Genomic DNA, 12,526 nt, shown 5'->3' with positions numbered 1-12,526 from the left:
CCCGGTCGCGGCATGGATTGCCGGGACAAGCCCGGCAATAACGCGGTGAGTGGTTGGTGCTGATACGGCTCAGTTCCCGGTCAATTTTCCCGGCAGGCTGAGATCGCCGGAGGCAACGTCGAAGACGTCGACGACGCACAGCAGTGGGGCGTGGACGTTCTGGTTCACCCGCAGGGCCGACGTGACGCCGTCATACGACAGGGGCTCAACAGTGCTTTCATCGGCAAAGGCCACGTTGAGGGTAATTTCCTCTGCCTCCAACACGGGTGAAAATCCAGGGCTGTCGATGTAGATCGGCAGGCCCGGCCAGGTGGCCGGCATCTTCGGGTTGGTGCCATCGGGAATATCCTGCACGGAGAGTGCGCCGGCACCGCAGGCCTCGTTCGGTGTCAGCACCACCCAGTGCGAGTGCCATTTCGCGCCATCGTTCAGAAGGTCGCCGTCGCCATCTTCATCAAAAAGCGGTGTGTCATCGAAATCCGGATGGCTGGTAGCCACCAGCGCAAGGATGCCGTCCCCCCCTTCAAACCCGACCGTTTCCGGCTTCAGTGACGTTGGCCAGACATAGGACTGCACCGGCGCCCCTGCGACCGCACCGTTTGCCTCCGGCACGCTCGCACCGGCCGTTCCCTTCAGTGTCATGTGGAAGGTTACGACACGCCCCTTGCGGTGCACATGGGCGGCCAGGATGTCGAAATTCGGGTCGATCTCCGGGTTGTCCGGCGACAGGATTGCTCCCGTCTGGTGAAGCGCATGACTGCCGCCTGCAAATGCCACAGTCGGCAGGGCAATTGCCGACACTCCGGCAATCAAAACAGCTTGGGAAATGGATTTGTACATCGGCTTTCTCCTTGATTGAGGATGCAACCTTATTAGTAGCGAGTCGAAACTATTGCAAATTTAATTTCGACTCGCTACATAGAGAGCATGTTTGCTCCAACCGATACACAGACCCTTCGCGACCTGATCGACCGGTTGACGCGTCTTGCCGCTGCCGAGGAATGGAACGGGCCTTTGAACCCGTCACAGTTTGCTGCGCTCAACTATCTTGCCCGGGCAAACCGCTTCTCACGCGCGCCCTCGCATGTCGCCGATTTTCTGGCAACGACTCGCGGCACGGCTTCGCAGACACTCAAGGCGCTTTCCCGCAAGGAGCTGATTGCCGAAACGCGCTCGGACGAAGACAAGCGCAGCATTCGTTATGACGTCACCCAGGCTGGTCGTGACCTGTTGCAGGACCCTTCGTCTCTGGAGAAAGTCATCGACGCCTTGCCGCCGGACGTCGCTGCGTCTCTGGCCTCGTCCCTGAAAGCACTTGTCCTGACGATGCTGCACCAGCGGGGTGGCCGCTCGTTCGGTCTCTGCCGCACCTGCCGCCATCACGAGGCAAGGGAAACGGGGGGCTATTGCCAGCTGCTCAACGTGCCGCTCTCGCCGGTCGATGCCGCACAGCTCTGCCACGAACACACACCAGCCGAAAGCCATCAGCCATGACCGCCAAAGCCCGTATCGTCTCCCTCTTCACCGGGGAACCAGAACACCGTTGGGAGGGCAAGGAGCCGTCTGCCATCCGAAAGACCCGCGCAGATGGTATCCTGCAGGTCACCTCCACCGGCATCACCACCGACCGTCAGGCGGATCTTTCCGTTCATGGCGGACCGGAAAAGGCACTGCATATCTATCCCTCGGAGCATTATGCCCACTGGCGGGACACCTTTCCGGAAAAGGCGGAAATCTATCAGCCAGGCGGTTTCGGCGAGAACATCGCTTCAGAAGGCTTTACCGAGGAAGACCTGTGCATCGGCGACATCCTGTCGGCGGGCACGGTCCGCATGCAGATTTCCCAGGGCCGGCAGCCCTGCTGGAAGCTGAACATGCATACAGACAACCCCACGCAGGCAGCCCATTTCCAGAAGACAGGCCGAACCGGCTGGTATTTCCGGGTGCTGCAGGAAGGGTCGTTTCAGGCAGGCGACGAGTTGACCGTCGTTGAACGCCCCTGCCCGGACTGGAACCTGCGCGAGGTCATCCACGCACGGTTCAACCCTCGGTTGGATCCGGCGGTGGCAAAGGCCCTGTCTGAACTCGAAGAGCTGGCTGAACCCTGGCGTGTCTCCTTCGCAAAAAAGGCCGATCCGGCCTTTCAGGAAGACACATCGAAAAGGCTCAACGGATAGGTCAGGCACCTTTCGGCGGCAGTGTCAAAGCATTGGCGATGGCAAGATCCAGCCAGTTTTGCAGAACTTCGTCGGTGCAATCGTCCTCACCGACGAAGAACATGCCACTCAACGTGCGCCCGCCCTGTACGATCGGTTCAGCACCCGGCAGTGCCAGCCCGGCAGCATGGCTGGACTTGCCAAGACGGAAGATGAAACGCCGTTCGCCCTCCCTGGTGCGGTCGGCACCCGCGATCATGTGGCCGTGCAGCAGAAAGCACATTGCGCCCATCATCCTTTTTTCGCTGATGCCTGCCCTGTTTCCAAGCGCCTCGCGCAAGCGGTCGTTGAGGTCTTCATCGATGGCCATTGGGTCGATTCTTTCAGACAGGGAAGGACAGGAAAACGGGTTCGGACAGCGGGAGACACAACCGCACAGAGGATCGCAGCCTCTTCCGGATGAGCCAATCGGTCAACCGGAAGGTTCAGCAAATCTGTGTTACAGACCGGTTTGCAGGTGACCAGCTTGAAATTTCCGCAGTTCCCTGCGACAAACGAGCGACTGCGGACTTGCACTTTCCTTGCGCTTTGGGTATATCCGCGCTCGCGCCTGCACCCCTGGAGGAGGCGCTTCTGGACCGATCCCGGACAACATGAGTCTTCTGGCACGGTGGTTCGCCGGTCCGTTACCTATACACTCGAAGGAGTTTTGCCATGGCTGCCAGCTATGAGCTGAAGGCGTCGGCACGGGACCGGGTGGGCAAGGGGGCCGCACGGGCACTGCGTCGCGAAGGCCTTCTCCCTGCCGTGATCTACGGCGACAAGAAACAGGCACTGCCGATCACCATTCCGGTGAAAGAAACCACCATTACCCTGCACAAGGGTGGTTTCCTTACACACATCGGCATCATCGATGTGGACGGCGAAAAGCATCAGGTTATTGCCAAGGATTTCCAGCTGCACCCGGTACGCGACGACGTCATGCACGTCGACTTCCTGCGCGTTGCCAAGGGCTCCACGCTGACGGTTGAAGTTCCGGTTCACTTCCTGAACGAAGAAACCTGCCCGGGCATCAAGAAGGGCGGCGTCCTGAACATTGTTCGCCACACCGTCGAAATGACCGTTCCGGCCGACAACATTCCGGAAGCTCTCGAAATCGACCTGGCCAAGGCACAGCCGGGCGACAGCCTGCACATTTCCGCAGTGAAGCTGCCGGAAGGCTGCCAGCCGACCATCACCGATCGCGATTTCACCATCGCCACGATCGCTGCTCCGGCCGGTATGAAAGAGACCGACGACGAAGCTGAAGCAGAAGAAGGTGAAGGCGAAGCTGAATAAGCTGCAGCCTTGCTTTAAAAATCGGGAGGCGGCCTCCGCCTCCCTTCCCCTTGCGGGAAAACTTGCAGAGCAGCCGCCATCGGCTGCTTTTTTGTTTCAGGATTAGCCAGCCGGTCTGCATTGCGCTACATGCAGCACGCTCTACCTTGAAAGGCACACCATGAAATTGATCGTCGGCCTGGGCAATCCGGGCGCCAAATACGAAGGCAATCGGCACAATATCGGTTTCATGGCCGTTGATGAGATCCATCGCCGCCACTCCGGCTTCCAGCCCTGGAAAGCCCGTTTCCAAGGTCAGGTTTCCGAAGGCCGCCTCGGCTCGGAAAAGGTCCTGCTGCTGAAACCCAGCACCTACATGAACGAATCCGGCCGCTCTGTCGGCGAAGCCATGCGGTTCTACAAGATCGAGCCGGCAGACATTGTCGTCATCTACGACGAACTCGACCTGCCGCCCGCGAAATTCCGCATGAAGATCGGCGGCGGCCACGGCGGCCACAACGGTCTGAGATCAATCACGGCGCATATCGGCGAAAGCTACCGCCGGCTGCGCCTCGGCATCGGTCATCCGGGCGACAAGAAGCTGGTGTCCAACTACGTGCTGGGTGATTTCGCAAAGGCCGATCGGGACTGGCTGGAACCGCTCCTGACGGAAGTCGCCGATCAGGCTCCGTTGCTGGCCGAAGGCAAGGACAGCCAGTTTGCCAACAAGTTGACCCTGGCCCTGGAGCCGGAAAAGGCACAGCGCAAGGGCAAGAGCCAGGAGGGCAAGGCAAAGGACGGCACAACCGGAGCCGCCAAGGCCGTTGCTCCCGGACAGGGCACCCCCGCACCAGCCAAACCCAAGGGCCAGAGCCATATCCGCCAGGCCCGGCAAGGCAAGTCAGTCAACTTGCCCAAGTCAGGGCCCATGGCTGACATGCTGAAAAAGCTGCTCGGCGGCGGCGACTGAGGCAGTTCCCTCCACGAACACCAGCGCAACCGGGCTGCCTGCATTTGGCGGTCAGGACAGCGGCTGAACGTTGATGATCTCCACACGCCTGTTGCGGCCGCTGGCCGGATCACCCGGATCGACAGGACGGCTTTCGCCGTAGCCCACCGGCACAAGCCGTTCACGTGGGATTGTATAAAAGGCAGCCAGAAACTCCGCGACCATGAAGGCCCTTCGTTTCGACAGGTCCAGATTATAGGCCGTCGTGCCGCGCAGGTCCGTGTGCCCGGCGATCTGGAAACGCATGTTCCTGAGCCGCGGATCCTGCAAGGCCTGTCCAAGCGCCTGCAACGTCAGAATGCCGTCGTTGGTCAGTGAGGCGGAATCGAACTCGAAATTGACCGTCAGATTGATGCGCGGCAGCTCCACTTCCGGCGGCAACTGGCCTTCTATGCTGATCCCGCGAAACGGGTGCGGTTCCTGCTTTCGCATGGACCGGGATTTCGGCGCGCCGGCGTCAGGCAACAACGCGTTGATGATCTGATCCGGCGTGACGGACTGGGCGGAAACGCCGGCTGGCAGCATCAAGGGGACCAGCAGTGCCAGAACGGGTGCCAATGCCAGGCGGGCGGTCGCAAATTCGATAAGAAAGCGCATGTCGAAACCTTTGAGTGTCACTCTTCCCGGATCGTCAAATGAAGGACGGCTGCAGAAATCTCACGTGGCAGGCTCATTTCGTCCGGCCGGTCCGCCATCCCTGCCCGCAATGCCGTCAGGAAATATCTGTCGTCCGCGGTACCGGCGCCGCCTTCAGCGCTCACTGGCATGGAGAATTGCCCGGAGCCGCCGTTTTCCAGCTCTTCCAGTTGGATGACAGGGCTATGAGCTGCAATCACGATAATGGCTTCCGATCCGGCAGGTGGCTGCACGGTGAACTTCTGACGCCCCTGCCGGCCGTCGCCGTAGACGAAACGGTCGCCGAATTGCACCTGCTGGCGCACCGGACCGCGACGCGGCAAGAGGTTCACCACAGTGCCGTCGGCCTGCAGATAGACGATGTAGAGAAACGAGGCGAAGTCCGGCGCAGTTACCTCGAAGGCCAGCGAATCTCCGTAGCGTAGATCCGCGCTGCCACCCAGGAGCCGAATGCGCGGGCGCGAAGGTTCCGCCAGTGGCCGGGCAAGGGTCTTCAGGGCTTCACACACGGGCCAGGGCCTGACATCGATTTTCTGAAGCTGCTCGGGTGGAAACTCCGCTTCCAGTTTCCGGAGCGCTTCCTGAGTGCTCACGAAACCTGCGAGTAGCGGCATGCCGTCCGGCGTATCTTCGCTCACGTAAAGGCTGCTGCAGCTATCCCCCGCAAAGGCCACCTCATTGTCCCGGTCGGTTCTGGTCAGCCCGGGCACCGGCCGCGGCGGCACGATGGACGTGCGCATGATCGACGCGTTGTGCATGTCGGCCTTCGTTGCTTCGTAGCTGATCCAGCCATACCCGTCTCCGGACCAGTAAGGCCCCCAGGAGTTCTGGACGAGGAATGCCTGACGCCGTTCATCGTACCCGACGAACACCATCTGGTGTCCTCCGGCGGCCCCGCTGTGACGCCCGAGCGATCCCTGGTAGATCTCTCCCGATTTCAGATATTGCAGCGTCACCCCGTCCGGCGTCTGGGAGGACGGCACCACGCCGACCATCAGGAACCCCGTGGCCACGGGGTTCCCCGCCGCCAGCTGCTGCTTGATCGCATCCAGATCCCGGTCCGTCGCGTTGCGGCGCTGGCGGCCCTTGTCGAACACGAACAGGAAGTCTCGAATGCGGAACCTGTCGGGGGCCATCGTTGCGGTTTCCACCCGTTCCGAACACATGGCGGCGTCCGGAATGTCGTCCTGGTCGGGAGAGCCGTTGCCCTTGAAATAGGCCATCGCCAGAAGCGCATGACTTCCGGCGGTTTCACAGGCCTCCTGCCGGTTGCGGATCTGCGAATGGAGAAACGCCGGACTTGGCGTGAAGGTGCGATTGCCGGGTTCCACGTTGTTTTCAAGCGCAGCGTAATAGCCGCGCATGGCATACCCGATGGCATAGGAAACACAGCTGCCGTATGTCTGCAGCAAGGGTGGTGGCATCATTGGCGACAGGTCGATCGCGTCGGGGATATAGGCCCGCGTGACATTTACCTGTCCGACGCCTTCCAGCAGCGCAGGATCGATCGGCGCATCGCCCAGAAGGCCCGTCAGATCACGTGGATTGAAGCTTTGAGCCGATGCCGGACTTGCCGAGAAGACAGTGGCACAAGTGGTGACGGCAGCCAGGGTGGCAAACAGGCTGCCGGAAAATGCACACAGAAACCCGTGTTTCTTGCGACTGAAAATCATCGCGTCCCAATTCCCAAAACAATCGCCCAAAACACCCACACGACTATAACCGATAAACAACCGGAGGGAAGCTTTCAGCCCAATCACATCGCCGGACGCCTTTCCTTTTGTCGCTTCATCCTGACATGCTCTTGACAAACACCCGCCCGCAGTCCGCCAAAGCCTTGACCTCTTGACCCGGCTCGGGCATTTAGCGCTGCAAAGTCTCAAGACCAACCGAAAGCGAACTCCCATGGGTTTCCAGTGCGGCATTGTCGGACTGCCGAATGTCGGCAAGTCCACACTCTTCAACGCGCTCACCAAGACGGCAGCTGCACAGGCTGCCAACTATCCGTTCTGCACCATCGAGCCGAATACGGGCGAAGTTGCCGTTCCGGATCCGCGCCTCTATGCAATCCGTCAAGTCGCAGGGTCCAAGGAAGTCATTCCGACGCGCATCACCTTTGTCGACATCGCCGGGCTCGTGCGCGGCGCCTCCAAGGGCGAAGGCCTCGGCAACCAGTTCCTGGCCAACATTCGCGAAGTCGATGCCATCGCACACGTGCTGCGCTGTTTTGAAGACGACGACATCACCCATGTGGAAGGAACCGTCGACCCGATCGCCGATGCCGAAACGGTCGAGACCGAACTCATGGTCGCCGACATGGAAAGCCTTGAACGCCGCATTGCGCCGCTGAAGAAAAAGGCCTCCGGCGGCGACAAGGAAGCCAAGGCTGTGCTGCCCGTCATGGAAGCCGCCCTGGCCTTGCTGCAGGACGGCAAGCCGGCACGCGTTCTTGAAGCGTCCGGTCCGGATGAAGAGAAGATCCTGAAGGGTCTGAACCTCCTGACTGCAAAGCCGGTTCTCTACGTTTGCAACGTCGACGAGGCATCCGCAGGCGAAGGCAATGCCCTCTCCGCCAAGGTCGCCGAAAAGGCGAAGGCAGAGGGTGCTGCCGCCGTCGTGATTTCCGCTGCCATCGAGGCGGAAATCTCCCAGCTCGACAAGGAAGAACAGGAAGAGTTCCTGGAGACCATCGGGCTTGAAGAGCCGGGCCTCGACCGGCTGATCCGCGCGGGCTACGGCCTGCTGGGCCTGATCACCTATTTCACGGCAGGCCCGAAGGAAACCCGCGCCTGGACCATCACCGAAGGCACCAAGGCCCCGGGCGCAGCCGGCGTGATCCATACGGATTTCGAACGCGGCTTCATCCGCGCGCAGACCATTGCCTACGACGATTACGTCGGTCTTGGCGGTGAAACCGCAGCCAAGGAAGCGGGCAAGGCACGCGACGAAGGCAAGGAATATGTCGTCAAGGACGGCGACGTCCTGCTCTTCAAATTCAACACCTGACGAAATCCCGCGCAGGCAGCCAGGCGCCGCCTGCGCGTTTCCCGTCCGCTTCCACCTCCCGGTCAGCCGCCTGCCTCAGAAGGCACGGAAACGGAAGATAAAGACATCCCCTCTAGGGTTACCCGGACAAACGGGAATTCGACCTGCAGGAGGGGCCAATATGGCGGGACGAAGCGACACCAGGATCCGCAAGATCATTGCGGGAACGGTGGGAAACACGCTGGAATGGTATGATTTCGCCGTCTACGGCTATCTTGCCCCCATCCTTGCGCAACAGTTTTTCCCGAGTGACGATCCGACCGTCAGCCTGATCAGCACCTTCGGTGTCTTTGCGGCAGGCTTCCTCATGCGTCCCATCGGCAGTCTGCTGCTCGGCCATATTGCCGACAACACCGGCCGCAGCCGGGCCCTTCTGCTGTCGGTCGCCCTGATGGCCATTCCGACAACGCTGATCGCCTTCTTGCCGACCTACGACCAGATTGGCATTGCCGCACCCGTGCTGCTGACGCTGCTGCGGTTGCTGCAGGGGCTTTCCGTCGGCGGGGAATACACCGGTTCAACCGTCTACCTTTACGAGATCGCCCCGCCCAAGCGCCGGTGTTTCACGGTTTCCTGGGCCCTGGTCGGGGCAACATTCGGCATTCTGCTCGGTTCCGGCGTGGCGGCACTGGCAACCGGCCTCCTGCCGGCGGACGATCTGGGAAGTTGGGGATGGCGCATTCCCTTCGCCTTCGGCCTGCTGGTCGGCCTGACCGGTTTCATGATCCGCAGCGGCACCAAGTCAGAAGAAAGGGATCAACCGCCCTCCTCGCACGATCCTGTCAGCGCTCCGGTTGGCGAGGTCCTGCGCAACCACCGGCCTGCCCTGCTGCGGACGATAGCGTGCAACATCCTGAACGGCGTCGGCTTCTATCTGACGTTCGTCTATCTCACGTCCTACCTGGTCGACTACGTCAAGTTCACGGAAAGCCGGGCCCTGACGATCAATACCAGCGTGATGGTCGTCTTCATGCTGCTGTTGCCTATTGTCGGCTATCTCGCCGACAGGATCGACCGAAGAACCATACTGCTGTTCGGATCGGGCGGTGTCGCCCTCTTTGCCCTGCCGATGTTCTGGCTGGTGCATCATCCGGATCCGGTCATGGTCATTCTGGGCCAGCTCGGCATGGCCGTTATTCTAACCGCCTTCTTTGCCCCGCTCATGGCCTCCATGGTCGGCCTGTTCCCGGTGTCCGTGCGCGTGACCGGCTATTCCATAGGGTACAACATCCCGCTGGCGCTCTTTGGCGGCACGGCACCGCTGTTTGCCACCTATCTGATCGACAAGACCCACCTGCAGCTCGCGCCGGCGTTCTACATGATCGCTGCCGGCCTGCTGGCCTTCGTGGTCATCTGGTTCATGCCTTCGGAGGACGGTAGTATCAGCCAGGACGAAGAAGCGGAGCCGGCTCCAAATTAGTTCAAGGCAACAGGACCGCCTGCATTCCGGCCTGACCGCCTCTGGTGTGCCCAACAAATCACGCGGCATAGGCTGGCTCCACCGGGTCGAACACAACTCCTGCTCGACAGGATGCTGCCGAACCCGGTACAAGCAGGCTTTCGTCAATTCTCGAAAGTGTCTGCGATGTCGACCGTCATTCCGGCTCCCTTCCCCACGATCCTGCCCGTCAGCGAAAGCCAGAAGGGTTTTCCGGTCCGCCGGGTCTATTGTGTCGGTCGAAACTATGCCGCTCATGCCGTGGAGATGGGCCACGATCCGAACAGGGAAGCGCCGTTCTTCTTCCAGAAGAACCCGGACAACCTCGATCCTTCCGGCGAATTTCCCTATCCGCCCCTATCCAGCGACGTGCATCACGAGGTCGAACTTGCGGTCGTTCTGAAGTCCGGCAAGCGCAGCATCCCGGCAGCCAGTGCACTTGAACATGTTTACGGCTACGCCGTTGCCCTCGACATGACCCGCCGCGACCTGCAGGCCGAGGCCAAGAAGGCGGGGCGCCCGTGGGAAGCCGCCAAGGCTTTTGAACGCTCTGCCCCTATCGGCCGGATCATGCCGGCGGCAGACAGCGGCTTCCTCGACCAGGGCCGGATTGCTCTCAGCGTGAACGGAGAGCTTCGCCAGGAAGGCGACCTCAATCAATTGATCTGGAAAATACCGGAAATCATCGCCAAGCTGTCAGAGCTGTTCCAGCTTGGTGCGGGCGACGTCATCCTGACCGGAACTCCCGCGGGTGTCGGGTCCGTCCAGCGCGGCGACCTCATGCTGGCGACCATCGACGGCTTGCCGGAGCTGACCGTCAGGGTCATTTGACAGGCCCGGGTGGGCGTGGGCGCGCTCGCGTTGAAATCCCCGGTTTTGCCGCTTTGCAAGGGCCCGGAAAGCAGCCACTTTCCAGGCCCGATCTTATTGGCCTTCTCACGCCCTTGAAAGCTGCGGAACCTTTTAGTGGCAATCCGTGTTTAGAAGTCGTGGTCCCGGTTTCTCCGACAACGGCGCTGTCCAGCTCCGTTCGGCCGGAAATGCAAAGGAAGACGGACCAAGTCCTTTAAGTGGTCTTGAGATTGCGGGTCGGCCATGTTCAGGTCGAACCCGGATTTTGAAGTCGTTGCCGGAGCCTGTTCGTGACATTTGACCAGATTGCCCTGTTCGTCCTCTTCGGCACTGTCTTCGCACTGCTGGTCTGGGGCCGTATCCGCTTCGATCTCATTGCCTTTGGCGCGTTGATCCTGGGTGCGTTCCTGGGTCTCGTCCCTTCCGAGGAAATCTTCTCCGGCTTCGGCCATTCCGCTGTCATGATCATTGCCCTCGTGCTGGTCGTCTCGCGCGGGCTGATGAACTCAGGCGCTGTGGAATTGATTGCGGGCGTGGTGATTTCCGCGTCCAGAGGTCTGTCGCGGCATATCGGTCTCATGGCCATTGTCGGGGCCAGTCTGTCGGCAATCATCAATAACGTCGCCGCGCTGGCATTGCTCATGCCGCTCGATATGGAGGCAGCCAAGAAGGCGGAACGTTCGCCCGGCCTCTCCCTGATGCCCTTGTCTTTCGCAACCATCCTCGGTGGCATGATCACCCTGATCGGAACACCGCCAAACATCGTCATCGCACAGTATCGTTCTGATGCCTTTGGCGCGCCCTTTTCGATGTTCGATTTTGCCCCTGTCGGCCTCGTGGTCGCAGTGACAGGCATTGCCTTTGTTGCCCTGTTCGGCTGGCGCCTGCTGCCCCGCCATTTCCGGGACAAGCCGAAACAGGAGGGCTTTGCCGAAAGCCTTTATGCGGCCGAACTGAAGGTCGGGGAAATCTCGGAAGAAAAGCCGCTTACCGTCGGCGATCTTTACCCCGTTGCCGACGAGAAGGATGTCGCCATCATCGGCCTCATCCGCAATGGCCGACGTGTACGCGGGTTTGCCCGCCGCGAGGCGATCAAATCCGGAGATTACCTGTTCGTGGAAGGCGACCCCAAGGCCATCGAAGCCTTCATGGGCGCCGCCAAGCTGGAATTCGCCGGCTCAGAACAGCACAAGGGCGGCCTGAACAACGACGCCCTGTCACTGATCGAGGCAATCGCGCCGGACAATGCCCGGATCATCGGCCGGTCGAGTTTCGACATGCGTCTCCTTTACGGCCACAGCGTTACCTTGCTCGGCATTTCCAGGCAGGGTCGCCGCGTACAGAAACGCGTTCGCCACGAAGAGATACGCCCGGGTGATGTGCTCCTGCTGCTGGGCACCCCGGAGCGGCTGGAAAGTGCCTGCGCCTGGCTTGGTGTTCTGCCTCTGGAAGGACGCAAGACGGGCGTCATGCAGCGCAACAAGGCCTGGCTGGCCATTGCAGGCTTTGCCGTTGCGATTGCAGCAGCCGTTGCCGGCCTTGCCTATCTCCCGGTGGCCCTGGCTGCCTGTGTGATTTTCTATGCCGCCGCCGGCCTGATCAGCGGATCGGAGGTTTATCAGTCCGTGGAGTGGAAGGTGATCGTGTTGCTCGGCTCGTTGATCCCCCTTGGACAGGCATTCGAGGAAGCAGGAAACGCACAGCTGATCGCCGACGGTATTCTCGCCCTCACCTCAACGGCTCCGGCCTGGGTCACCCTCGCCATCCTGATGGTGGTGACGATGACCCTTTCCGACTTCCTGAACAACGTTGCCACCTGCCTGATTGCAGCGCCCATCTCGGTCCAGATCGCCAATTCCCTTCAGGTGAACTCCGATCCGTTTCTGATGGCGGTGGCAGTTGCGTCGTCCTGTGCGTTCCTGACGCCGATCGGCCACAAGAACAACACCATCATCATGGGCCCGGGCGGCTATCGCTTTGGCGACTACTGGCGCATGGGCCTGCCGCTCGAGCTCCTCGTCCTGACCGTCAGCATCCCGGCAATCCTGCTGTTCTGGCCGCTCTGAAACAGAG

The 12,526-nt window shown here is 60.8% G+C and carries 12 protein-coding genes; 8 read left to right on the top strand and 4 right to left on the bottom strand.

Annotated elements, in window-relative coordinates:
- Positions 1 to 69: 69 nt before the first annotated feature.
- Positions 70 to 840, bottom strand: coding sequence for a hypothetical protein (locus FIV05_RS13315; RefSeq protein ID WP_152509880.1), 771 nt, complete (start codon positions 838 to 840; stop codon positions 70 to 72).
- Between the two features lie 87 nt (positions 841 to 927).
- On the opposite strand from FIV05_RS13315, the gene FIV05_RS13310 reads away from it, so the two are divergent.
- Positions 928 to 1,494, top strand: a complete 567-nt coding sequence (locus FIV05_RS13310; protein ID WP_152509879.1) for a MarR family transcriptional regulator — start codon at positions 928 to 930, stop codon at positions 1,492 to 1,494.
- A complete protein-coding gene (locus tag FIV05_RS13305; protein ID WP_152509878.1) occupies positions 1,491 to 2,177 on the top strand; it encodes an MOSC domain-containing protein in 687 nt (228 codons plus the stop codon). The genes FIV05_RS13310 and FIV05_RS13305 overlap by 4 nt, the downstream gene beginning before the upstream one ends.
- 1 nt (position 2,178) lies before the next feature.
- On the opposite strand, the gene FIV05_RS13300 is transcribed toward FIV05_RS13305, so the two are convergent.
- On the bottom strand, positions 2,179 to 2,526 hold the full coding sequence (locus FIV05_RS13300) for a hypothetical protein (protein ID WP_022998098.1): 348 nt from the start codon (positions 2,524 to 2,526) through the stop codon (positions 2,179 to 2,181).
- Positions 2,527 to 2,870: 344 nt separating this feature from the next.
- Between FIV05_RS13300 and FIV05_RS13295 the strand changes: the two genes are divergently transcribed.
- Entirely contained in the window at positions 2,871 to 3,494 is a 624-nt protein-coding gene (locus tag FIV05_RS13295) for a 50S ribosomal protein L25/general stress protein Ctc (protein WP_022998099.1), read from the top strand.
- A 160-nt stretch (positions 3,495 to 3,654) separates the two neighbouring features.
- Positions 3,655 to 4,443 (top strand): aminoacyl-tRNA hydrolase, encoded by a 789-nt coding sequence (pth, locus tag FIV05_RS13290; protein ID WP_152509877.1) that lies wholly within the window; start codon positions 3,655 to 3,657, stop codon positions 4,441 to 4,443.
- 51 nt (positions 4,444 to 4,494) lie between these two features.
- On the opposite strand, the gene FIV05_RS13285 is transcribed toward pth, so the two are convergent.
- Entirely contained in the window at positions 4,495 to 5,100 is a 606-nt protein-coding gene (locus FIV05_RS13285) for an OmpA family protein (RefSeq protein ID WP_152509876.1), read from the bottom strand.
- Positions 5,097 to 6,791 carry a DUF4384 domain-containing protein gene (locus FIV05_RS13280; RefSeq protein ID WP_173013835.1) on the bottom strand — a complete coding sequence of 565 codons (1,695 nt, stop codon included), beginning with the start codon at positions 6,789 to 6,791 and terminating at the stop codon, positions 5,097 to 5,099. Before FIV05_RS13280 ends, FIV05_RS13285 begins: the two co-directional genes overlap by 4 nt.
- Positions 6,792 to 7,023: 232 nt before the next feature.
- Between FIV05_RS13280 and ychF the strand changes: the two genes are divergently transcribed.
- From ychF to FIV05_RS13260, 4 genes are all read left to right on the top strand, one after another.
- Positions 7,024 to 8,124 (top strand): redox-regulated ATPase YchF, encoded by a 1,101-nt coding sequence (gene ychF / locus FIV05_RS13275; RefSeq protein ID WP_152509874.1) that lies wholly within the window; start codon positions 7,024 to 7,026, stop codon positions 8,122 to 8,124.
- 160 nt (positions 8,125 to 8,284) lie between these two features.
- Entirely contained in the window at positions 8,285 to 9,583 is a 1,299-nt protein-coding gene (locus tag FIV05_RS13270; RefSeq protein ID WP_152509873.1) for an MFS transporter, read from the top strand.
- Between the two features lie 165 nt (positions 9,584 to 9,748).
- Positions 9,749 to 10,432: a fumarylacetoacetate hydrolase family protein gene (locus FIV05_RS13265; protein ID WP_022998105.1), complete on the top strand. Its 684-nt coding sequence runs from the start codon at positions 9,749 to 9,751 to the stop codon at positions 10,430 to 10,432.
- Between the two features lie 311 nt (positions 10,433 to 10,743).
- Complete coding sequence (locus FIV05_RS13260; protein ID WP_152509872.1) at positions 10,744 to 12,519, top strand: SLC13 family permease; 1,776 nt, start codon at positions 10,744 to 10,746, stop codon at positions 12,517 to 12,519.
- The last annotated feature ends 7 nt before the right edge of the window (positions 12,520 to 12,526 follow it).

The sequence above is a fragment of the Labrenzia sp. THAF191a genome (assembly GCF_009363335.1).
Lineage (GTDB): Bacteria > Pseudomonadota > Alphaproteobacteria > Rhizobiales > Stappiaceae > Roseibium > Roseibium algicola.
Note: the sequence above shows the minus strand (reverse complement) of the source record. Positions and strands in the feature narration are given on the sequence as shown.